The organism is Streptomyces sp. NPDC050704, from assembly GCF_040654355.1.
Classification (GTDB): domain Bacteria; phylum Actinomycetota; class Actinomycetes; order Streptomycetales; family Streptomycetaceae; genus Streptomyces.
In genome coordinates, this window is record NZ_JBFAHW010000030.1 from 1 (window position 1) to 22,252 (window position 22,252).

22 protein-coding genes are annotated in these 22,252 nt (G+C 71.4%); 8 read left to right on the plus strand and 14 right to left on the minus strand.

The window, feature by feature from the left end:
- Positions 1-63 precede the first annotated feature (63 nt).
- Positions 64-726, minus strand: a complete 663-nt coding sequence (locus tag AB0I18_RS19235) for a response regulator transcription factor (RefSeq protein ID WP_363106705.1) — start codon at positions 724-726, stop codon at positions 64-66.
- Between the two features lie 387 nt (positions 727-1,113).
- Positions 1,114-1,782 (minus strand): DUF3000 domain-containing protein, encoded by a 669-nt coding sequence (locus AB0I18_RS19240; RefSeq protein WP_363106706.1) that lies wholly within the window; start codon positions 1,780-1,782, stop codon positions 1,114-1,116.
- Between the two features lie 273 nt (positions 1,783-2,055).
- On the opposite strand from AB0I18_RS19240, the gene hemE reads away from it, so the two are divergent.
- The 5 genes from hemE (at position 2,056) to AB0I18_RS19265 (ending at position 6,918) form a co-directional block, all read left to right on the plus strand.
- Positions 2,056-3,123, plus strand: a complete 1,068-nt coding sequence (hemE, locus tag AB0I18_RS19245; RefSeq protein ID WP_363106707.1) for a uroporphyrinogen decarboxylase — start codon at positions 2,056-2,058, stop codon at positions 3,121-3,123.
- Positions 3,124-3,178: 55 nt separating this feature from the next.
- A complete protein-coding gene (locus AB0I18_RS19250; RefSeq protein WP_363106708.1) occupies positions 3,179-4,309 on the plus strand; it encodes a sensor histidine kinase in 1,131 nt (376 codons plus the stop codon).
- A 102-nt stretch (positions 4,310-4,411) separates the two neighbouring features.
- Positions 4,412-5,335: an ATP-binding cassette domain-containing protein gene (locus AB0I18_RS19255; RefSeq protein WP_363106709.1), complete on the plus strand. Its 924-nt coding sequence runs from the start codon at positions 4,412-4,414 to the stop codon at positions 5,333-5,335.
- Entirely contained in the window at positions 5,328-6,080 is a 753-nt protein-coding gene (locus AB0I18_RS19260; protein WP_363106710.1) for an ABC transporter permease, read from the plus strand. Before AB0I18_RS19255 ends, AB0I18_RS19260 begins: the two co-directional genes overlap by 8 nt.
- Before the next feature lie 163 nt (positions 6,081-6,243).
- The gene (locus AB0I18_RS19265) at positions 6,244-6,918 is read left to right on the plus strand and encodes a response regulator transcription factor (RefSeq protein ID WP_363106711.1); all 675 of its coding nucleotides are present in this window, start codon (positions 6,244-6,246) and stop codon (positions 6,916-6,918) included.
- 22 nt (positions 6,919-6,940) lie between these two features.
- Here the strand turns inward: AB0I18_RS19265 and AB0I18_RS19270 are convergent, their stop codons facing one another.
- Complete coding sequence (locus tag AB0I18_RS19270; RefSeq protein ID WP_363106712.1) at positions 6,941-7,759, minus strand: rhomboid family intramembrane serine protease; 819 nt, start codon at positions 7,757-7,759, stop codon at positions 6,941-6,943.
- 120 nt (positions 7,760-7,879) lie between these two features.
- Between AB0I18_RS19270 and AB0I18_RS19275 the strand changes: the two genes are divergently transcribed.
- The gene (locus tag AB0I18_RS19275; RefSeq protein WP_363106713.1) at positions 7,880-8,242 is read left to right on the plus strand and encodes a hypothetical protein; all 363 of its coding nucleotides are present in this window, start codon (positions 7,880-7,882) and stop codon (positions 8,240-8,242) included.
- A 96-nt stretch (positions 8,243-8,338) separates the two neighbouring features.
- On the opposite strand, the gene AB0I18_RS19280 is transcribed toward AB0I18_RS19275, so the two are convergent.
- Together AB0I18_RS19280 and AB0I18_RS19285 are read right to left on the minus strand one after the other, a co-directional pair.
- Complete coding sequence (locus AB0I18_RS19280) at positions 8,339-9,739, minus strand: FAD-dependent oxidoreductase (RefSeq protein WP_363106714.1); 1,401 nt, start codon at positions 9,737-9,739, stop codon at positions 8,339-8,341.
- Positions 9,740-9,795: 56 nt separating this feature from the next.
- Positions 9,796-10,818: a DUF4349 domain-containing protein gene (locus tag AB0I18_RS19285; protein ID WP_363106715.1), complete on the minus strand. Its 1,023-nt coding sequence runs from the start codon at positions 10,816-10,818 to the stop codon at positions 9,796-9,798.
- A gap of 161 nt (positions 10,819-10,979) precedes the next feature.
- Here AB0I18_RS19285 and hemG point away from each other — a divergent pair, with 161 nt between their 5' ends.
- On the plus strand, positions 10,980-12,527 hold the full coding sequence (gene hemG, locus AB0I18_RS19290) for a protoporphyrinogen oxidase (RefSeq protein WP_363106716.1): 1,548 nt from the start codon (positions 10,980-10,982) through the stop codon (positions 12,525-12,527).
- Between the two features lie 4 nt (positions 12,528-12,531).
- Positions 12,532-13,263 (plus strand): hydrogen peroxide-dependent heme synthase, encoded by a 732-nt coding sequence (hemQ, locus tag AB0I18_RS19295; protein ID WP_363106717.1) that lies wholly within the window; start codon positions 12,532-12,534, stop codon positions 13,261-13,263.
- On the opposite strand, the gene AB0I18_RS19300 is transcribed toward hemQ, so the two are convergent.
- The 9 genes from AB0I18_RS19300 to AB0I18_RS19340 all read right to left on the minus strand — a co-directional run bounded on the left by AB0I18_RS19300 (position 13,212) and on the right by AB0I18_RS19340 (position 22,237).
- Positions 13,212-14,843 carry an alpha/beta hydrolase gene (locus AB0I18_RS19300; RefSeq protein WP_363106718.1) on the minus strand — a complete coding sequence of 544 codons (1,632 nt, stop codon included), beginning with the start codon at positions 14,841-14,843 and terminating at the stop codon, positions 13,212-13,214. The two genes, hemQ and AB0I18_RS19300, sit on opposite strands and share 52 nt — an antisense overlap.
- Before the next feature lie 97 nt (positions 14,844-14,940).
- Positions 14,941-15,708 (minus strand): TIGR04222 domain-containing membrane protein, encoded by a 768-nt coding sequence (locus AB0I18_RS19305; protein ID WP_363106719.1) that lies wholly within the window; start codon positions 15,706-15,708, stop codon positions 14,941-14,943.
- Between the two features lie 102 nt (positions 15,709-15,810).
- On the minus strand, positions 15,811-16,692 hold the full coding sequence (locus AB0I18_RS19310; protein ID WP_363106720.1) for a DUF4142 domain-containing protein: 882 nt from the start codon (positions 16,690-16,692) through the stop codon (positions 15,811-15,813).
- A 404-nt stretch (positions 16,693-17,096) separates the two neighbouring features.
- Positions 17,097-18,458, minus strand: coding sequence for a DUF692 family multinuclear iron-containing protein (locus tag AB0I18_RS19315; RefSeq protein ID WP_363106721.1), 1,362 nt, complete (start codon positions 18,456-18,458; stop codon positions 17,097-17,099).
- A 166-nt stretch (positions 18,459-18,624) separates the two neighbouring features.
- Positions 18,625-19,419 (minus strand): DUF4142 domain-containing protein, encoded by a 795-nt coding sequence (locus AB0I18_RS19320; RefSeq protein WP_363106722.1) that lies wholly within the window; start codon positions 19,417-19,419, stop codon positions 18,625-18,627.
- Positions 19,420-19,569: 150 nt separating this feature from the next.
- Complete coding sequence (locus tag AB0I18_RS19325) at positions 19,570-20,253, minus strand: hypothetical protein (RefSeq protein ID WP_363106723.1); 684 nt, start codon at positions 20,251-20,253, stop codon at positions 19,570-19,572.
- Positions 20,254-20,310: 57 nt separating this feature from the next.
- Entirely contained in the window at positions 20,311-21,000 is a 690-nt protein-coding gene (locus tag AB0I18_RS19330; protein ID WP_363106797.1) for a peptidyl-tRNA hydrolase, read from the minus strand.
- Between the two features lie 203 nt (positions 21,001-21,203).
- Positions 21,204-21,380 (minus strand): hypothetical protein, encoded by a 177-nt coding sequence (locus AB0I18_RS19335; protein ID WP_363106724.1) that lies wholly within the window; start codon positions 21,378-21,380, stop codon positions 21,204-21,206.
- Positions 21,377-22,237 (minus strand): aldo/keto reductase, encoded by an 861-nt coding sequence (locus AB0I18_RS19340; RefSeq protein WP_363106725.1) that lies wholly within the window; start codon positions 22,235-22,237, stop codon positions 21,377-21,379. The genes AB0I18_RS19335 and AB0I18_RS19340 overlap by 4 nt, the downstream gene beginning before the upstream one ends.
- Positions 22,238-22,252 lie beyond the last annotated feature (15 nt).

The following is a 22,252-nucleotide window of genomic DNA, read 5'->3' on the forward strand; positions in this document are numbered from 1 at the left end:
GACGGAACGTTCCGTCGGCGGGCGTCTGAGGGTCGTAAACCAGTCAGGTCAGTGAATCCCGGTTCAGTGGATGATCCCGGTCCGAAGGGCCACCGCCACCATGCCGGCGCGGTCACCCGTGCCGAGCTTGCGGGCGATGCGGGCGAGGTGGCTCTTGACGGTCAGCGCGGACAGGCCCATCGAGACGCCGATCGCCTTGTTCGACTGCCCCTCCGCCACCAGCCGGAGTACCTCGACCTCGCGGCCGGACAGCTCGCGGTAGCCGCCCGGGTGGCCGGGGGAACCCGGGGGGCGGCGGTGCATACGGGCGGCGGCCGAGCCGATGGGGGCGACGCCCGGCCTGGTGGGGAGCCCGATGTTGTTGCGGGTGCCGGTGACCACGTAGCCCTTGACGCCGCCCGCGAGGGCGTTGCGCACGGCGCCGATGTCGTCGGCGGCGGACAGGGCCAGGCCGTTCGGCCAGCCCGCCGCGCGGGTTTCGGAGAGGAGGGTGAGGCCGGAGCCGTCAGGGAGGTGGACGTCTGCGATGCAGATGTCCCGGGGGTTGCCGATGCGGGGACGAGCCTCCGCGACGGACGAGGCCTCGATCACGTCGCGAACACCGAGCGCCCACAGGTGGCGGGTGACGGTGGAGCGCACGCGGGGGTCGGCCACGACCACCATGGCGGTGGGCTTGTTCGGGCGGTAGGCGACCAGGCTTGCGGGCTGCTCGAGGAGAACGGACACCAGGCCTCCTGGGGTGGGGACGGGGACCGGCTGTGGGGATGAAGCCGGGACGAACCGTGCTTTCAAGGTCACAGAGGTCTTCGGCATCAAACCCGTCGGGCTTTAGAGAATGATCACGATTTGGTGAGTAACAATGCGTGCAATTCGGACGGGCGATCGATCATCCGAAGATCGAAACGAGTTCGCTCCGCTTCGTTACGCGGCTGAAAGTGGTCGTATCGATAAAGAGGTAGGCCTGTTGGAGTGAAGGTGTGGGGGGTGCTGGGGAGGTGGTTCGGCTGACCGTCGTGGGGGTTGGGCGCGCAGTTCCCCGCGCCCCTTTCGGGGCATGGGGAAGGCCCGCGCTCCTGGTGGGGCGCGGGCCTGTTGGTGGTGGGGGGCTTGGGGTTAGCGGGAGTTGGGGCCTCGGCGTTGGGGGAGGGTGACCACGGTGGCCTCGGTGGGGGGTGCTGGGGGGAGGCCCGCGATCTGGGCCAGGAGGTCGCACCAGGAGGCCAGGTGGGACGCCGTGTCCGGGACTCCGCCCACGCCCTCTCGGGGGGTCCAGGAGGCGCGGATCTCGATCTGGGAGGTGGGGGGGCGTTCCGAGAGGCCGCCGAAGTAGTGGGAACTCGCACGGGTGACGGTGCCGCTGGGCTCGCCGTACGACAGGCCGCGGGCCTGGAGCGCGCCGGTCAGCCAGGACCAGCAGACGTCCGGGAGCAGTGGGTCCGCGGCCATCTCGGGTTCCAGCTCCGCACGGACCAGGGTCACCAGGCGGAAGGAGCCCTGCCAGGCGTCGTGCCCGGCCGGGTCGTGGAGCAGGATGAGGCGGCCGTCCGCCAGATCCTCGTCGCCGTCGACGACCGTGGCCTCCAGCGCGTACGCGAACGGGGCGAGCCGTCGAGGCGGCTTCGTCGGGTCGATCTCGATCTGCGGCCTCAGCCGCGCGGACCTCAGCGCCTCGACGGCGGCCCGGAAGGGCAGCGGAGCCGTCTCCATCGCTTCCCGCTCCCCCTCCTTCGCATCGTCCATTCCGCCAGCGCCGTCCGACAGTCGTCCCTGAGCCGCAGCCATGCGGGGAAGATTAAGGGGAACAGGGCCTTCGCGCAGGGAGAGACACCCCTGCCTCCGGCGGTTATGCGGGAACGGGTTGGTTTTGCCGTGTTCGTGTGGGTGCCGTGAGTGTGTGTGGGCGTGCGCGGTTCGTCTGGGGTGGGTTCGTTCTGGGGCGGCTGCGGGGCTTCTTGGGTTGCTCGCGCAGTTCCTCGCGCCCCTTCGGGGGCGCGCCCCTTTCGGGGCGCTGCCCCCGGGGGTTGGGTGTCCGTGCGGCGTGCGAGACTTTTTGGTGTGAGTGCCAATGACCGCCCCACGGGCCAGCAGCCGACAGCCACGTACGACTCCACGTTTCTCAAGGCGTGCAGGCGTGAACCCGTGCCGCACACGCCGGTGTGGTTCATGCGTCAGGCGGGGCGTTCGCTGCCCGAGTACCTGAAGGTGCGCGAGGGCATCGCCATGCTGGACTCCTGCATGCGGCCCGAGCTGGTCGCCGAGATCACGCTCCAGCCGGTGCGCCGGCACAACGTGGACGCGGCGATCTACTTCAGCGACATCGTCGTGCCCCTGAAGGCCATCGGTATTGATCTGGACATCAAGCCGGGTGTGGGTCCGGTCGTCGAGAAGCCGATCCGCAGCCGGGCCGATCTCGCGCAGTTGCGCGATCTGACGCCCGACGACGTCTCGTACGTCACCGAGGCGATCGGTCTGCTGACGCGTGAGCTGGGTCCGACGCCCCTCATCGGTTTCGCGGGCGCGCCCTTCACCCTCGCGAGCTACCTCGTGGAGGGCGGCCCGTCCCGCAACCACGAGCACACCAAGGCGCTCATGTACGGCGACCCGGAGCTGTGGGCCGACCTGCTCGACCGGCTCGCGGAGATCACGGCGGCCTTCCTGAAGGTGCAGATCGAGGCGGGCGCCAGTGCCGTCCAGCTCTTCGACTCGTGGGTCGGCGCTCTCGCTCCCGCCGACTACCGCCGCTCGGTGATGCCGGCCTCGACCAAGGTGTTCAAGGCCGTCGAGGGGTACGGCGTCCCGCGCATCCACTTCGGCGTCGGCACCGGTGAACTGCTCGGCCTCATGGGCGAGGCGGGCGCGGACGTCGTCGGCGTCGACTGGCGCGTCCCGCTCGACGAGGCGGCCCGCCGGGTCGGCCCGGGCAAGGCGCTCCAGGGCAACCTCGACCCCGCGGTGCTCTTCTCCACCCGCGAGGCCGTGGAGGAGAAGACCCAGGAGATCCTCGACGCCGCCGCGGGCCTGGAGGGCCACGTCTTCAACCTCGGCCACGGAGTCCTGCCGTCCACGAACCCGGACGCGCTGACCCGGCTCGTGGAGTACGTCCACACGCGGACCGCCCGCTAGGGGTCCTCGCGCATTCGTTGGACGCGCCGCGAGCCGAACACATACGTTCGAGAACATGGCCACCCCTCGCCGGCGCTTGATCATGCTCGATGCCCTGGCCGCACTGGGGTTCGTACTGGTCCCGCAGATGGCGGTGGTTCGGCCGGCCATCGACGGTGAGGTGAGCGGCAGCACCGTATGGCTGCTGTCGCTGAGCACCGCGCTGCCGTTGGTCGCCCGGCGGCTGTGGCCCGTGCCGGTCTTCGGGTTCGTCCTGACCGCCGCGTGCGCGGCGCTCACGGCCGGTGTCGGACCGGCCCCGTTTCTCGCCGCCGCCTACGCCCTGTACACGGTGGCCACGACGAGGAGGCGGCAACCGCGGCTGTCCGCCGCTTTCATCGCGGGACTGTGCGTCGTGGGCGCGGCCCTGCTCACGGTGACCGGGGGGCAGAACCACCAGGGCGGGACCAAGGCCGTGCAGGTCGTGTTCGGACTGCTCGTGCTGGGCGCCACCTGGGCGGCGGGGTCGGCCGTCAGGGAGCGCCGGGAGAGCACGCGGCGCGCCATCGAGCATGCGGCCGAGCAGGCGAAAGTCGAAGAACGCCTCCGCATCGCCCGTGACATCCACGACGTCGTCACGCACAGCGTGGGCCTGATCGCGGTCAAGGCCGGTGTCGCCAACCACGTGGCCGCCACCCGCCCCGAGGAGGCGCGGGAAGCCCTGACGGTGATCGAGGAGGTGGCCCGCGGTGCGCTGCGCGACATGCGGGCCACCCTCAAGGTGCTGCGCAGGGAGCAGGAGGACGGCGCCCAGGACCTCCGGCCGGCTCTGGGGCTGTCGGACCTGCCCGCGCTGGTCCGGACGGCCGAGGCGGCGGGTGTACGCGTCGATCTGCGGTCCCGGTGCGCGGAGGAGCCTCCGGACGGTGTCGCGCTGTCCGCGTTCCGGGTCGTCCAGGAGGCGCTGACCAATGTCGTCAAGCACGCCGCACCGACCCGCTGCCGGGTGCGTCTCACCGCGGAGTGGGGCACGTTGACGATCGAGGTGGCCGACGAGGGCCCCGGACCGGGGCAACGGCCGACCGTGCCCGGTGGCGGTATGGGCCTCGTCGGGATGAAGGAGCGGATCGCCGCCCACGGCGGCACCCTCAGCGCCGGACCACAACCGGGCGCGGGTTTCCGGGTCCTGGCGACGCTGCCGTACTGAGCCGTACTGAGCCGTACAGAGCCGGACTCGTTCGCAAGTATGACCTCGGCCCGCGAAGGCCGTCCGGTAGTCCCAGACCCGGGACCGATGTGGGCGGTGGGCGTGCTCGACGAGACTCACCAGGTGATCGACGTCCAGAACTTGACCAAGCGGTACGGGCGGCACACCGTCGTGGACGGCCTCACCTTCAGGGTGCGGTCAGGGGCCGTCACCGGGTTCCTGGGACCCAACGGAGCCGGGAAGTCCACGACCATGCGGATGATGCTGGGGCTCACCCGCCCGGACGCCGGATCCGCAAGCATCGACGGCCGTGCCTACCACGAACTGCGGTATCCGGCCCGGCACGTCGGCGCCCTGCTGGAGACATCGGTCCCGCATCGCGGCCTGACCGCCGCCGACCATCTGCGGTGGCTCGCGCAGAGCAACCGGATCGCCCGGCAACGGGTCGGAGAGGTCCTCGAACTGGTCGGCCTCACGGGAGAGGCCCGGCGGCGCGTCGGCACCTTCTCTCTCGGTATGGGACAGCGGCTCGGTCTGGCCGCGGCCCTGCTCGGCGACCCGCCCGTCCTGGTGCTCGACGAACCGGTCAACGGCCTCGACGCGGAGGGAATCCGGTGGCTGCGGGAACTGCTGCGCTCGATGGCCACCGAAGGCCGGACCGTCCTCGTCTCCAGCCACCTGATGACCGAGATGTCCATGGTCGCGGACCAGCTGATCGTCATCAGCCGCGGGCGGCTTCTCGCGGAGACCAGCATGCCGGACTTCATCCGACGCCACGGCCGGACATACGTACGCGTGCGGACCCCGGAACCCCTGCGGCTCCACAGGGAACTGGAACAGAAGCGAGCCGCGCCGAGGTTCGCGCCGGACGGCAGCCTGGAAGTCGACGGCATGCCGGCGGCCGAGATCAGCCGGCTGGCCGCGGCGGGCGGGTTCTCGCTCGAAGAGCTGAGCACCCACACAGGATCTCTTGAGGACACCTTCCTCAAGCTCGTCGGCAACGGAGGAAGCGACACCCATGTCTGAGACGGTCGCGGCCATCCGGGCTGAGTTCACCAAGCTGCGAGGCGTCCGCGGCACGTTCGTCGCTCTGCTGCTGTTCGTCCCCCTCAGCGTCCTCATCGGCGCTCTGGGCGGCTGGTCGGCGAAGGGCGCGATCGAGTCCGACAGCCCCGGACTCCGCTCCGACTTCACTCCCGAACAGGCCGGCCTGGACGGCATCCTCTACGGCCAACTCGCCCTGATCGTGTTCGGAGTGCTCATCGTCTCCAGCGAGTACACGTCGGGCATGATGCGGGTCTCGTTGCTCGCCGTGCCCCGGCGCGGCCGGCTCTACGCGGCGAAGGCGGCCGTCACCGCTGTCGCCGCCGCGGCCGTCGCGATCCCTGTCACCGTCGCCGGCTACCTGGTCACCCAGCTCGCCCTCGGATCCCACGGAGCCTCGATCGACGCGAGCGGTGTGCCCGGTGCCCTGGCCGGCGCCGTGGTGTATCTGACGCTGATGAGCCTGTTCGCGGCGGGTACGGCCGCGATGGCCCGCGGCGCCGTCGTCCCGCTGGCCGTCCTGCTCCCGCTGGTGCTCGCCGGGTCCCAGATCCTGTCCGTCGTCGGAGCGACGAAGGAGATGGTCCGGTACTTCCCCGACCGGGCCGGCACGCGGATGCTCACCGTCGCCTCGCAGGACGCGTACACCGGATTCGCGGTGCTGCTCGGGTGGACCGTGGCGGCGCTGGCCGCCGGCTACTTCCGGCAGCGTCGCTGGGACGCGTGACGGGACATGCATGTGTTCCCGGACAGGTCCCGGGCCGATGGCTGCTTGCGTCCTCAACAGCGCATGGTGTCAAAGCAGTTGAGACGGCCTGGCTGCTAAAGTAGTGGATCTTGATGCCCCGATGGCCTGATGGCCCGATGAACCAGCGTGCGAGGAATGCGGAATGGCTGAGGCGGTCCGGGTGCTGATCGCGGACGATCAGGCCCTGTTGCGCGGAAGCTTCCGTGTCCTCATCGACGCGACACCCGGGATGAAGGCGATAGGCGAGGCGGCTGACGGCGCCAGGGCGGTGGAACTCGCCCGGGAACTCAAACCGGACGTGGTCCTGATGGATCTGCGTATGCCCGTCATGGACGGCATCGCGGCCACCCGGGAGATCTGCTCCGACGAGACGATGGCCGGCGTACGGGTACTGGCCCTCACGATGTTCGACATGGACGAGTACGTCTACCCGGCCCTTCAGGCGGGCGCGAGCGGATTCATGCTGAAGGACGCCTCCCCGGCCGACCTGGTCTCAGGCATTCGCGTCATCGCCACCGGGGAGGGGGTACTGGCACCCACGGTCACGCGCCGCCTCATCGCGAGCTACTCCCGCAGCGACGAACGGGCCCGGCCGGTCCCGCGGCTCGTCGGGCTCACCAAGCGGGAGCAGGAGGTGCTCGTGCTGATCGCGAACGGCTTGTCGAACGCCGAGATCTCCGGGCGACTGGTGATCAGCCTGCCCACTGTGAAAACCCATGTGAGCAGCCTCCTCGCCAAGCTGCAGGCCCGCGACCGCGCCCAACTGGTGATCATCGCCTATGAGAGCGGCCTCGCCGAGCGTGGGATGCCGACCTGACCGTTGGTACGGCCCGACCGTCTCACCGGGCCCGCCGCGCCCGCCTGCCGAACAGCAGGCCGCGCGGCTCCGGCGGGGGTGGTGTGCCGGGCCGCAGCGGCCAGGCGAGGAGCATGCCGGCCAGGAAACCGACCACATGGGCGACGTACGCGACGGTGCCGGCCTCCGAGACGCCGGCGCCCGACGAGTACACCGCCTGGAGGACGAACCAGGAGCCCAGCACCGTCCAGGCGGGCAGGCGCAGTGGCAGGAAGATCAGGAACGGGACCAGGACCCATACCCGGGCCTTCGGATAGAGGACCAGATAGGCGCCGAGGACCCCGGCGATCGCACCCGACGCGCCGATCAGCGGGTCGGTCGAGTCGGCGTTGACGAGGGCGAAGCCGTACGCCGCCGCGTAGCCGCAGGCCACGTAGAACAGCAGGTAGCGGACGTGGCCGAGGCGGTCCTCGATGTTGTTGCCGAAGATCATCAGGAACAGCATGTTGCCCAGCAGGTGCAGCCAGCTGCCGTGCAGGAACATCGCCGTGAGGGCCGACAGCGGGGGCGACTTGTCGTAGTCGGGCGGGCCGACCAGGCAGCCCGGACCCTGCGGGCCCACACCCACGTCACCGGTCGGCACGACGGTCGGCGTCCCGCCGTGGATCAGCTCCCGGGGCACCGCCGCCCACTGGTCCAGGAACGCCTGGAGATGGCACAGCTGTGCGAGGCCGCTCTCGCCCGTGATCGAGCCGGCCACACCGGGTGTGCGCAGGAAGACGAGGACGTTGGCGGCGATCAGCGCGTACGTCACGTACGGCGTGCGACGTACCGGGTTGACGTCGTGTACGGGGATGACCACGAGGGGATCCTGCCCCGGTATCGGTGACTCTGAACGACTCTGAACGGGGGCGGGTGCGGGTGCGTATGTCTCGGTAAGCGCCCGTGATCCAAGCAACACGCAACACGTGAGGAACAGGTCATGAACGACCGAGTCACTCAGCCGATGATCGCCACGCCGGACGGAGAGGCGGAACTCGCCCTCGTGGTCAGGCTGTCGTGGGAGGACGTGGCCGCGCTCGGCCAGGAAGCGGGGCGGCTGGCTGCCAGCATGCAGCGGCCGGTGACGCTGGACGAGGCGGCGAGTCATCGTCTGCGGGGGCGCTCCGCGGGTACTCATGCTCGGCCTCAGGCGGCGCCGCCGCAGCAGCAGCCGGCGGCCGTGTCGGGGCCGCAGCCGGCTGTCTCGGCGGTTTCGTCGCTGACGCGGTCGCCCGGGGAGCAGGCTCGGCAGGCCATAGAGAAGATCAACGGGTCTACTCCTGGGAGTGCGCAGGGGGCTTGAGCGGGTTCGTTGGCTGCGGGCGGGTGGGGGCTGGTCGCGCCCACGCGGCGGAGCCGCACAATGTCACAGCCCCGCGCCCCTGAAGGGCTGCGCCCCTTACGGGGCGCTCGCCCGTACCGCTGTTACCGCCTTGCGGGCCGCTACCAGGATGGGGTCCCAGACCGGGGAGAACGGTGGGGCGTAACCGAGGTCCAGGGCTGTCATCTGTTCCACCGTCATGCAGGCGGTGAGGGCCACGGCGGCGATGTCGACGCGCTTGCCCGCGCCCTCACGGCCGACGATCTGTACGCCCAGGAGGCGGCCGGTGCGGCGTTCGGCGAGCATCTTCACCGTCATGAGGTCGGCGCCCGGGTAGTAGCCCGCGCGGCTCGTCGACTCGATGGTGACCGTCTCGAACTGGAGGCCCGCCCGGCGCGCGTCCTTCTCGCGCAGTCCGGTGCGGGCGATCTCCAGTTCGCAGACCTTGCTGACCGCCGTACCGACGACACCCGGGAACGTGGCGTAGCCGCCGCCGACGTTCGCGCCGATCACCTGCCCGTGCTTGTTCGCGTGGGTGCCGAGGGCGATGTGGCGTTCGCGGCCCGAGACCAGGTCGAGGACCTCCACGCAGTCGCCGCCCGCCCAGATGTTCTCGTGGCCGCGCACCCGCATCGCCAGGTCGGTCAGCAGGCCTCCGCGCTCGCCGAGCGGCAGTCCCGCGGCCTCGGCGAGGGCGGTCTCGGGGCGTACGCCGATGCCGAGGACCACCACGTCCGCCGGGTACTCGGCGTCCTCCGTGGCGACCGCGCGGACCCGGCCGTCCTCGCCGGTGAGGATCTTGGTGACCTCGGCGTCGTTCACCATCGTGATGCCCAGGCCCTCCATGGCCTCGTGCACCAGCCGGCCCATGTCGGGGTCGAGCGTCGACATCGGCTCCCGGCCGCGGTTGACGACCGTCACCTCGTACTCGCGGTTGATCAGCGCCTCGGCCATCTCCACGCCGATGTAGCCCGCGCCGATCACCACGGCGCGCCGTCCGGGCGTGCGGGCCAGCGTGTCGAGGAGGGCCTGCCCGTCGTCGAGGGTCTGCACGCCGTGCACCCCGGGGGCGTCGATGCCGGGCAGCGGCGGCCGGACCGGGTGCGCGCCCGTCGCGATCACGAGCTTGTCGTACGAGGCCCACGCCTCGGCCCCGGACTCCAGGTCACGGGCGCGTACGCGGCCGCCATCGAGGTCGAGTTCCGTGACCTCCGTACGCATCCGCAGGTCGATCCCGCGCTCCCGGTGCTCCTCCGGAGTCCGCGCGATCAGCTGGTCCCGGTCCGAGACGTCACCGCCGACCCAGTAGGGGATGCCGCAGGCCGAGTAGGAGGTGAAGTGGCCCCGCTCGAACGCCACGATCTCCAGCTCGTCGGGGCCCTTCATACGGCGGGCCTGGGATGCGGCGGACATGCCCGCCGCATCCCCTCCGACGACCACCAGGCGCTCTTTCGTACGGCTCACACGGCTCATGCTCATACGAACACGCTACGTGGGCCGGTCATTTCGGTCCTGGACGGTCATTCTCAGCCGTGTCAGTCCTGGTCGTCGCCCTCTCCCCGTACCGGCGGGGCCACCGGCAGCGAGCCCGTACCCGCGCCCGCGCCCGGGGTCGCCGCGACCGGGCGCCGGGGTGTCCGGTCGCGCAGGAAGCGCACCCACAGGAACAGCAGCAGCGCCGCGCCCACCAGGAAGGGCAGTACCGCGCCGAGCGCCAGCGCGATCCAGCGGAACATGGTGACGAACGCGTCCCAGCCGCCCCCGAGCGCGTCCGCGAACCCCGGGTCCTCGTCCTTCTCGGCCGCCTTCTTCACCGGCGTCTCGGACAGCGACAGGGTGATCGTCGCCAGGCTCGTACGGTCCTTCAGGGACGCCTGCTGGGCCAGCAGCGACTCCAGGTCGGCCTGACGGGTGCTCAACTCGCCCTCCAGGGTGACCACATCGCTCAGCTTGGTCGCCTGGTCCATGAGCTCCCGGATCCGGGCCACGCTGGCGCGCTGCGTCTTGATGCGGCTGTCCACGTCGACGACCTGGTCCGTGACGTCCTGCGCCTTCGAGGTGCGGTCGATGAGCTTGCCGGAGCCCTCCAGCTCGGTGAGCACCTCGGCGTACTGGTCGGCGGGCACCCGCAGGACGACACGGGAGCGCTCGCGGCCCTTGGAGTCGCGGTCCGTGGCCTCGTTGCCGACGATGCCACCGGCGTTCTCGACCACGGTGCGGGCCTCGGCGAGGGACTTCGGCACGTCCTTGACCTGCACGGTCAGGGTCGCGGTGTGGATGATGTGGGTGGTGGCCGCCTTCGGCGGCGCGGCGGCCTGGTCGCCCCTGCTCTGGTTTCTGCCGCTGTCGGACGCGCCCGCGCCCTCCTCCAGACTGCCCGCCGCGGCGCCCTTGTCGGCGGAGTCGGAGCTCGCACCGCTGTCGCTCGCGCCGGTGCATCCCGTGAGCGCGAGGGCGGCGGCCAGGAGCAGCGCCGAGAGGGTCTGGACAGGTCGTACGGATCGTACGGAGCGTCCGGAGCGGGTGGACCGGTGCCTGGTCGTGCCATGCGTCTGCATGTCGGCGTACCCCCGAGGGTGTCGTGAAGACTGACGCTTCTTCGACGCCGGAGCCGGACACAACGTTGGCCGGATCCGGTCCCGATGCGGTCACGGTCAGGACTCGTCCCGGCCACCCGGGGGCCCGCGGGGCTGTCAGTGGGGTCTGGGACAGTGGAGACATGCACGCAGACACACGTACGGGTACCGGTCATGTCGTCGTCATCGGGGGCGGCATCGCCGGTCTGGCCGCCGCTCACCGGCTGTTGGACGCGGGCGCGCGCGTGACCGTCCTGGAGGCCTCGGACCGGCTCGGCGGCAAGCTGCTGCCCGGCGAGATCGCCGGCGCGCGGGTCGACCTCGGCGCCGAGTCGATGCTCGCGCGACGGCCCGAGGCGGTGGCGCTCGCCCGCGAGGTGGGCCTCGCCGACCGGCTCCGGACGCCCGCGACGGCGAGCGCCTCGATCTGGACGCGGGGAGCGCTGCGGCCCATGCCCAAGGGCCACGTCATGGGTGTGCCCGGAGACGCGGCCGCCCTCTCCGGAGTGCTTTCCGAGGAGGGTCTGCGCCGGATCGAACTGGACCGCGATCTGCCGCGCACGGAGGTCGGCGACGACGTGGCGGTGGGCGAGTTCGTCGCGGCGCGCCTCGGCCGCGAGGTCGTCGACCGCCTCATCGAGCCGCTGCTGGGCGGTGTCTACGCGGGCGACGCCTACCGCATCTCCATGCGCTCGGCCGTCCCCCAGCTCTTCGAGGCGGCTCGTACGCACACGTCACTGACGGAGGCGGTCCGCGGTATCCAGGCCCGCGCGGCCGCCGCGCAGCAGACGGGCCCGGTCTTCATGGGCATCGAGGGAGGCGTCGGCCGACTGCCGCTCGCGGTGGCGGAGTCGGTGCGCTCGCGTGGCGGCGACATCGTGACCGGGGCTCCGGTGACGGAGCTGCGCAGGGCCGAGGGTGAGGACGCGGGACAGGGGCACGCGGGACCGGAGCACGCGGGACAGGACGACGCCGCTTCGGCGTCGTCTGCCGGGCCGCGCGGGCGCGGGCGCTGGCGCGTCGTCGCCGGGGGCCGGGTGTTCCAGGCCGACGCCGTTGTCGTCGCCGTCCCGGCGGCCGCGGCCGCCGGACTGCTCGGCGGGGAGTCGCCCGCCGCCGCGGCCGAACTCCGTGCCGTCGAGTACGCGTCCATGGCGCTGATCACCCTCGCCTACCGGCGCAGCGAGACCGCCCTCCCCGAAGGGAGTGGTTTTCTGGTGCCGCCCGTGGACGGGCGGACCATCAAGGCGTCGACGTTCGCTTCCCAGAAGTGGGGATGGATCGCCGAGCAGGACCCGGACGTGGTCGTCCTGCGGACGTCCGTGGGGCGGTACGGGGAGACGGAGGTCCTCGGGCGGGAGGACGCCGACCTCGTCGACGTCTCGCGGCACGACCTGCGCGAGGCCACCGGTCTGGACGCGGCGCCCGTGGAGACCCGGGTGACGCGCTGGAACGACGGGCTGCCGCAGTACCCGGTGGGGCACTACGCGCGCGTGGCCCGCATCCGCGAGCACGTCGGCAAGCTGCCTGGCCTCGCGGTGTGCGGGGCGGCCTACGACGGCGTCGGTATCCCGGCGTGCGTCGCGAGCGCGCAGGCCGCCGTGGACAAGCTGGCCCGCGACGGCGGGGGAGTGGCGGGTGCGCCGATCGCGAACCCGGTGCGGAGTCCGCGCGGCGGGGCGGGAGAATAGCCCCATGAGTGACGACGCCCCCACCACCGGCCCGGCCAGGATCCCGAACGCCGGCAAGAAGGCCAAGGACCTCAACGAGGTCATCCGCTACACCCTCTGGTCCGTGTTCAAACTGCGCGACCTGCTCCCCGAAGACCGTGCCGGTTACGCGGACGAGGTCCAGGAGCTCTTCGACCAGCTCGCCGCCAAGGACGTCACGGTCCGCGGCACGTACGACGTGTCGGGGCTGCGCGCCGACGCCGACCTCATGATCTGGTGGCACGCGGAGACCGCCGACCAGCTCCAGGAGGCGTACAACCTCTTCCGCCGTACGAAGCTGGGCCGTGTCCTCGATCCGGTCTGGTCGAACATGGCGCTGCACCGGCCGGCGGAGTTCAACCGCTCGCACGTTCCGGCGTTCCTCGCCGACGAGACGCCCCGCGACTACATCAGCGTCTACCCCTTCGTCCGCTCCTACGACTGGTACCTGCTGCCGGACGAGGAGCGCCGCACGATGCTCGCCGACCACGGCAAGATGGCCCGTGGGTTCCCGGACGTGCGCGCCAACACGGTCGCCTCGTTCTCTCTCGGCGACTACGAGTGGATTCTGGCCTTCGAGGCGGACGAGTTGTATCGCATCGTCGACCTCATGCGTCATCTGCGTGGGTCCGAGGCGCGGCGGCATGTGCGGGAGGAAGTTCCCTTCTACACGGGGCGTCGCAAGTCGGTGGCCGAGTTGGTCGCCGGCCTCGCGTAGCGCTTCGCGCGAAGGGGCGCCGGCTGTGGTTCGGCGTGCGGTGCGCATGCCGCGCGGCGTACCGGGAGGCGGCCCTCCAGGAGGTATGCGTCCAGGTAGGCGTTGACGCACGCGTTGGGGCCGCCGCCGATGCCGTGGGTGCCTGCCGCCTGTTCGGTCACCAGGACCGAACCGGACAGGCGGCGGTGCATCTCAAGGGCACCGGCGTACGGGGTGGCCGCGTCCCGTTCGGCGGCCAGGATCAGTGTGGGCGGCAGCTCACCGGGGGACGTCCGTACGTCGAGGGGCCGCTGGCGCGGCAGCGGCCAGTACGCGCACGGCAGGTTCATCCAGACGTTGTCCCAGGTCTCGAAGGGCGCCACGCGCGCCAGACGCGTGTTGTCGCGGTCCCAGGTGTGCCAGGACCTCGGCCAGGGCGCGTCGTTGCACTGGACGGCCGTGTAGACGGCCTTGCTGTTCTCCTGCTCGGTCACTGCCTCCGGGTGCGGCCCCGCCTGCCGGATCAGCGGCTTCGGGTCACCCTTCAGATACGCGGAGAGCGCCAGCGCGCGCTGCGGCCAGTAGTCGTCGTAGTACCCGGCCTGCAGGAACGCGCCCTGCAACTGCCCAGGGCCGACCTTGCCGCCCGCGGGCTCCGCGGCGAGCCGTGCCCGCGCCCTCTCGTAACTGCGCAGCACCTCCTCCGGCGTCCCACCAAGCCCGTACACCTTGTCGTGCTTGGCGATCCACGCGCGGAAGTCGGCCCAGCGGCCCTCGAAGGCGACCGACTGGTCGAGGTTGTTCTGGTACCAGACCTGCTCGGGGTCCGGGTTCACGGCCGAGTCGAAGACCATCCGGCGTACGTGCGCGGGGAACAGCGTCGCGTACAGCGACCCGAAGTACGTGCCGTACGACGCCCCCATGAAGGTCAGCTTCCGCTCGCCCAGGGCGGCGCGCAGGACGTCCAGGTCGCGGGCGTTGTTGAGCGAGGAGAAGTGCCGGATACCGGGGCCCGAACGCTGGAGGCAGCCGCGCGCGAAGGCCTTGGCCCGCGCGACGCGTTCCTTCTTGTACGACTCCGAGGGGTGCGTCGGCGACTGCGAGGGGCCCCGCAGGAGTCGCTTCGGGTCCTGACAGGACAAGGGCGCGGACCGGCCCACTCCGCGCGGGGCGTAGCCGACGAGGTCGTACGCCGCCGCGATGCGCTTCCACTCCGGGATCATGCCGATCAGCGGGAAGTACATGCCGGAGGCGCCGGGTCCGCCCGGGTTGAAGACGAGCGAGCCCTGCCGCGCGACCGCCTGTTTTCCGTCCCTGCCGGTCGCCTTCACGCGGCTGACGGTCAGCTTGATCTTCGTGCCGTCGGGGTGCGCGTAGTCGAGCGGCACCGTCACCGTGCCGCACTGGAAGCTGCCCGGGGCGTCCTGTTCCGCGGAGCAGTTCCCGAAGCGGATGCCGTCGGCGGCGGCGCGCTCGGCGGCGACCGCGGTGCCGTGCCGTTCGGCCCAGCCGGCCGGCGTCTGGGCGCTGCCCGCGGGGGCGGCGGTGAGGGCGGTCAGAACCAAGGATCCGGCGGTTCCGTAGAGGGCGGCGGCTCTCATGGCTATCCCTTCGGTGCACGACAGCAACAAAGGGGATATTTCGTTCGGTACTTGGCGAAGTAAAGCACCGCCCTGCCGGTGTCGGTCCAAACCCCGATCAATGACCCCGATGCGCGAAGGCCGCCCGCAGATCGGGTTCGCCGATCGCGCGGATGCCGCGTACGGCGACCGAAGTGAGGTACGTACGGTCGTCGCTGTCCGGCTCCGCACGAAGAGTCAGCGAGCTGAGCAGGCGCTGCCCGGCCGGGGACGCCCAGCGCGTGTAGGGATGGACCTCGATACGGGCGATGGCGAGGCAGCTCAGGGTGAGGATGAGGGGGAGCGTGAACCAGACGGCCACCAGCGCCCGGCTCTCCTCGGCCGGGGAAGGCATCAGCAGGGCGACGGCAGCCAGTGCCACCACGGCCACGGCGGCGGCCCGCACCTGGCGGACGGCACCCTCGACGGTCGTACGGGCGCCGTCCGGTACGGCGAGGCCCGCCGCGACGAGGCGGTCCGCGAGGACGCGTACGGACTCCGCGGCGGCCGCGGTCGTACGGACCGGGGCGATGCGTGACTGTCCGTCCGGGCCTATCGCGCCCAGCACCGAGCGCTCCATCTCGTCCCGGCCGCGCGGGTCCACGACGGTCGCCCAGCCGGTGTGGGCGAGCAGCAGGCGGCGCTGGCGGGCCATCGACACCAGCGTCAGGTCGGCGACCCGGGCGGGGCCGCCCGACAGGAACGCCGCCTCGTAGAGCGTCAGACCGCGCCCGTGGGTCTTGTTCGTGTCGTCGGCGGCGGCGGAGCGGACGGAGGCCAGGCACAGACGCGTACAGGACGTGCCGGCCGCGGCCCAGGCCAGGAGCAGGAGGAGGACCCAGAACATGCGGGATTTCTATGCGAACAGGGCCTGGCGCGCCACGGGTTGTTCACAATATGGACGGAGCATCGTCATCGCGTGACGTTTCGCTTCGGCGTTCTCCGGTCGCTAGGACTTCTTGTCCTTGTCGTCGTCCTGCTCGGCGGCCTTGCTCCGGTCCTTGTCGTCGGCCTTGTCCTCGTTCTCGGGGGTCTCGGCGTTCTCGGCGTCCTCGGCCGCTTTCGACTTCCCCGCCGGCGGGCTGGTCGCGGCGGGCGGCAGGGTGTAGGTCGGCGAAGCGGACGGGGAGACCGGGACGGGCGGGCTGGGCGAGTCCGTCGGACCGGGCGGGGCGGGGGAGCGGGTGAGCGGGGGCGCGCTCGCGGCGGCCGCGTCGCGGGCCAGGGCTTCGAAGTCGACGAGGCCGGTGGCCTCCAGGACCTTGATGTGATCCAGAACCGTCGTGTTCGCGTCGTCGGCGAGATCGCGTACGAGGGAGTTGCGGGTGTTCGCGCGGATCTCGGCGACCAGGCCGAAGACCTTGCCGTGCGCCTGGCGGAGGATGTTCGCGAACTTGACGTCGTACTCCCCGCCCCGCGCCGCGCTCAGGGTGTCGAGCCAGCCCTGTTGCTGCTCGGTCGGCTGGTTGGGCAGTTCGAGGCCGAGCCGCGCGGCCACGTCGCGTACGCGCTCGTCCAGGAAGGTGTGGCCCTCGACGAGGTGTTCGCCCGCCGTGTGCACGGCCTTGGTCGTACCGCGTTGCTCGGCCTGCTGGCCGGCGGGCAGCTCCCACAGGCCGGCGAGCCGGACCTTGGTGACGAACTCCCGGTCCAGGGCGGACAGCGGGCCGAACCTCGTCGACACCGTCTCGGCGTTCAGTGTGTCCACGCCGGTGCCCGACCGGTCCGCGTACGACCAGAGCGGGAAGATCAGCGCCACGAGGGTCGCCGCCAGGCCGGTGATGATGAGCCCGGTGCCGCTGAACACTCCGCGGTTGTTGGTGGATCGCATGGTGCCTCCTGTTGCGGCACCGCACGTTAGTGCGCTTCGGATGAGGCTTGGCATATTACTGCGCGGTGTACGCCAGCTGCGGTACGGGTTCGTAACATCGGTCCGCGCAGCCGGCGACCGGGCCGTCGGCGGGGTGTTTCCGCAGACGGCAGGGGTTGTGTGAGAAAGACCCTGCGACGGTAGGGGGAGTACGCCGGACAGACGCGCGCGGGGCCGGGACTGCGTGCGCCGCCGCGCGGAGGGGACAGGGCCGGGGCCTCGGCCGGGCGGTGCTGAACAGGCAAGGGGCCGGTGGTGCTTTACAGTCCGGCCCCGATGTCCCTCGGGTGAGCGATCTCACGTGCGGACGGGCCCTCTACGCTCCCCGTCGACAGCCCCTCAACGTCCTGCCCGGTCCGTCTGCGTCAACGCCTCAGCAGGACCCGGCGGGTGGCTCGCACCAGCCGGGCCGCCGGGCGCCGCGACAGCGGGGCGGGACCCGAGCGCTCCAGCCACCAGTCGCTCACCTTCCGCCGCACGTCGGCGTCCGCGAGGTGGCCGTCGAGCAGCAGGTACTCGGCGAAGTCCAGGGCGTCGCGCCGGTAGCCGTCGGTCATCGGGTGCCCGTGCGCGTACGACAGGAACGACGCGCGATACGCCTCGGCGAGAATCTCCCCCAGCTCCGGAGCGACCTTCACCACCACATCGGCACGCTTCGACGCCAGCGCCCGGGCCTGCACGGCCAGCCGCACCCGGTCGAACCCCTCGGGTACGGGCGTCCCCGCGACCAGCGCGGACAGCAGCGCGGCCTGCGCGAGCCCGAGCCGCTGACGGGAGGGGTCGGTGGACCGGGAGGGGCCGGTGGACGGTGCTGCCTCTTGGGCATCGCCGTCGGACTGGGCACCACCGTCGGACTGGGTGCCACCGGCGGAGCGCCGCCCGTCGGCGGAGGCCGGCGCGACGGTCGCCCGCTCCACCGTCTCCCGGATCGCCGTCAGCTCCCGCTCCAGTTCGGCCGGCTCGGGGAAGTTCTCGTCGCGCTCCAGGAGCACACCCGGGGGGCGGATCCGCGAGGACAGGTCGGCGAGGATGTCGAGGACCGCCGGCGGGACGGCATGGGCGTGGCTGTCGTGCCAGACACCGTCGCGTACGAAGCCGCCGGCCACGTGGACGTAGGCGATGGCCTCGACCGGGAGTTCGTCGAGGGCCTTGGCGGGGTCCTCGTCACGGTTGACGTGGTTGGTGTGGAGGTTGGCCACGTCGATGAGCAGCCGTACGCCGGTGCGGTCGACCAGGTCGTACAGGAACTGGCCCTCGGTCATCTCCTCGCCGGGCCAGGAGATCAGCGCCGCGATGTTCTCCACCGCGAGCGGCACGGGGAGCGCGTCCTGTGCGATGCGGATGTTCTCGCACAGGACGTCCAGGGCGTCCCGGGTGCGGGGGACGGGCAGCAGGTGTCCGGCCTCCAGGCGGGGCGACGCGGTGAGGACGCCGCCCGCGCGGACGAACGCGATGTGTTCGGTGACCAGCGGAGAGCCGAGGGCCTCGGCGCGGTCCGCCAGTTCGGCGAGCTTCGCCTCGTCCGGCCGGTCCGCGCCGCCGAGCCCGAGCGAGACCCCGTGCGGAACCACCGTGACGCCGCGCTCGCGCAGCCGCACCAGCGACTCGGGGAGATGCCCCGGGCACAGGTTCTCCGCGACGGCCTCGACCCAGTCGATGCCGGGCATGCGTTCCACGGCGTCGGCGATCTCCGGCCGCCAACCGATTCCGGTACCCAAGTGCTTCACGGTCCCCCTCCTTCACCACGTTTTGACCAGGACCTGTGTGTCGTCTCCTTCGACGGACCTGTGTTCCTGCTGACGGAGTCATGGCCCCGGCGAGCGGGGCCGAACCCATCGGCGCGGACGTTCAGAGCAACATTTGAGGTTCGGGACGGGCGGCGGCGCGTCGTCACTACCGCGTTGCCGGGGCATCCGGGTCCTCGGGGTCGGGCCGGTCGGTGTTGACCGTGCCCGGCTCCCCCGGGGAGGGCCTCGACGTGGTGTCGATGTCCCCGGACGGCTTCGCGGGCGGTGCGACGGGCGGGACGACCCCGGTGGCGGGTGGCGGCGGACCGGTCGGGCTGGCCGTCGTCCCGGCCACCGAGTCGTTGGCGATCGCCTCGAAGTCGACCGCGCCGGTCTTCTCCAGGACCGTGATGTGGTCGAGCACGGTCTGGTTGGCGTCCGAGGCGAGCTGTCTCACCAGCGAGTTGCGGGTGCTGTTCCGCACCGCTCCGATCGCCGGGAAGATCTTGCCGTGCGCGGACCGCAGGAGGTTCGCCCACGTCTTCTCGTAGTCCTTGCCGTTCGTCGCGTCGGTCATCTGCTGCAACCAGCCCCGCTGCTGCTCGGTCGGCTGGTTCGGCAGTTCGACGCCGAGGTCCCGGGCGACGACCCGCACCCGCTTGTCGAGGTCGGTGTGGCCGACGATCAAGTGGTCGGCCGCCTCCCTCATCGCGCCGCTGGGAGCACGCTCGAGTGCCTGCTGAGCGGCGGGCAGCTCCCACAGTCCGGCGAGCCGTACGCGGACGATCAGGTCGCGGTCGGCGGCGGACAGCGGCCCCCAGCGCGTCGGTACGGACCCGGCGGCGAGGTTCGCCTCCCCCGTGCCCGAGCGGTCGGTGTACGACCACACCGGGAACGCCAGCGCGCCGAGCGTGCCGGCAAGTGCCACGATGACGAGAGCCGTACCGTTGATACGCCTCAAAAGGGCCTCCCCGGGGAAACACCAACTGGTCGTTGAGAATGTCCACTTGGCCAGCGCCGGGAGATACGTACGGGACGGCTGAGATGTTCAATCGCCGATGATGACGAGGGCTGAAGCCCGCGCGTCGTTCGGTGTTCCGCTCCCGCGGGGTCAGGGCAGGCGGACGTTGTCGTACTTGGGGTTCGGCTGTCCGTCCGGCAGGGTGCGCGGTGCGGTGAACGCGCCCTGAAGCTCGGTGTTCTTGTCGTACGGCTCGCCGATGACCCGACGCGGCAGGGTCAGCCCGTAGTGCTCGCCGAACAGCCGGTACACATCGGCGATGGCCGGGATGTACAGCCCGCACTCGTCGGGGTCATCGGGAAAGTCGGGGTCGGGGACGGCGCTGCCGAGCGCGATCTCGGCGGTCATGCGCGCGGTGAGCGGGTGATCGGCTCCGACCTGCTCGTGAACCACGCCCTCGCTGTACTGCCAGTCCCACCCGCCGTCCACGACGGCGAAGAGCGTCGCCGGGTCCACGGTGGTGTCGGTGATGCGCAGGTAGGTCCGGCCCTCCCACAGGTGGCGCAGGTGGTCCCGGCCGTGCCGGAAGATGCCCCCTCCGGTCTCGAACGCGAATGCCCACCCGCCGCAGGTGCCCAGCCGGGCGAGATCCGGCAGCCGCACCGTGCTCCCGGCGGCGGCCACGACGGCGTTGAAGGCGGGCGGGTCCATGACGGTGCCCGGCACCGCGCCCAGCATCATCGCCAGGTCCTCGACTTCGGCGTCCTTCAGCGCGACCAGGTTGAAGCCCCACCCGTGGAGGGCTTCGTGTATCCACGCGATCCCGTCACTCATGCCCGGCAACGTACCGCGCACCACTGACTGACCGACTGACTGTCGGACTCCTGGTGCTCAGGCCGAACGCACGCGCGGCAGGGCGTGGACGCGGTCGGCTCCTTCGGCTACGACCGTTGTCCCGGGCGCGATCTCCGTGAAGCCCGCGTCGTGGACCAACGGCAGCCCGCTCTCGGTGAGTCGGGACCAGCGGCCGGGGTCGGCGGTGCGGACGGAGAGCGGGAAGCCCGCCGCGCGCCAGGCCGCGCGGTCCTCGTCCGACAGCTCCCACCACGCCAGTTGGGCGCCGTGGCCCGCCTGGGCCATCGCCTTGCCGGCGGACATGTCCAGGTGCGGGCTCATCCAGAGCACGGGGGCGGAGAGGTCCGGGCCGACCGGCGGTTGCGGGTCGTCGAGGTCCGTGCCGGAGACCTGGAGGCGGGCCAGGTCCTTGGGCCAGCCGTCCAGCGGGACCGGCGGGAAGACCCGGACCTCGGCGGACTTGCCGGTGACGGTGATACCGGGCAGCGCCTCGGCCCGCCGCCACTCGGCGCCGCGCGCCCGCCGTACGACCTTACGGATACGGGCGTCCTGCCAGTCCCGCATCGGCTGCGCCCACTCGCCGTCTCCTTGCGACCGCTCGTCGCCGAGGATCACCAGGACGGCGCGGGCCGCGGTCTCCAGCGCGTCCGTACGGGCCGGCGGCTCGTTCCGCTCGATACGGACGACCAGTGGCAGCACGAACTGCGGTGCCTCGTCGCGCGCGATCCGCTCGTGGCGGAAGGGGCTGTCCTGCGGGTCGTCCCCGGCACTGGCGTCGGCGCCGGGGACGGTCGTCTGGTCGTCACTGCTCACGCCCTCCAGTCTGCCAGGCGGAAGATCGGTTCCTCTGCCCGGTTCCTCTGCCCGGTTTCCCTGCCCGGTTTCCCTGCCGGGTCGGCTCCGCGGCGTCGATCCCCAGGAGAGGGCGATCACCCGGAGCAGGCCGTGCGCTGGGCCTCCTGCCACTCGCAGACGGAGCAGAGCGTGACGCCCTTGTACGACTCCGGGTACTCGGTCGGTTTCCGGCACAGGACGCACTCGGCGAGGCCCTCCGGGGGAGGGGCGGTGGCCGACGCGCGGGGTACCGAGTACCCGGGGCTCGTCATGCCGCGTCCAGGCGGGCCTGCTCCTCGGCCGACAGCTTCAGCTCCGCCGCGGCGACGGAGTCGCGGATGGTCTCAGGACGGGAAGAGCCCGGAATCGGGATGACCACCGGTGCCTTCGCGAGCATCCACGCCAGGCACACCTGCTGCGGGCTCACCCCATGGGCCCGCGCCACGTCCGCGAACACGGCGAACCGCGAGCCCAGCTCGCCGGCCTGCGCGATGCCTCCCAGCGGGCTCCACGGCAGGAACGCGATGCCCAGTTCCGCGCACAGCTCCAACTCCGGCTCGCTGGAACGGAAGGCGGGCGAGAACTGGTTCTGCACGCCCACCAGTCGCCCGCCGAGGATCTCGTTGGCCAGCCGGATCTGATCGGGATCGGCGTTGGAGATACCCGCGAAGCGGATCTTGCCCGCGTCCAGCAGGTCACGGATCGCCCCGACCGACTCCGCGTACGGGACCCTCGGGTCCGGCCGGTGGAACTGGTAGAGCCCGATCGCCTCGACGCCGAGCCGCTGGAGCGACGCGTCGCAGGCCTTCTTCAGGTACTCCGGCGAGCCGTTCAGCGTCCACGAGCCGTCGCCCGGGCGCAGGTGGCCGCCCTTCGTCGCGATCAGCACGTCCGAGGTGTCGCCGCCGTACCCGGCGACCGCACGGGCGATCAGGGACTCGTTGTGACCGACCTCGTCGGCGTGCAGGTGGTAGGCGTCCGCCGTGTCGATCAGCGTCACGCCCGCCTCCAGCGCGGCGCGGATCGTCGCGACCGAACGCTGCTCGTCGGGGCGCCCCTCGATGGACATCGGCATACCGCCCAGACCGATCGCTCCGACCTGGGCGTCACCGATGGTGCGTGTCTGCATGGAGATTCCTCCTGA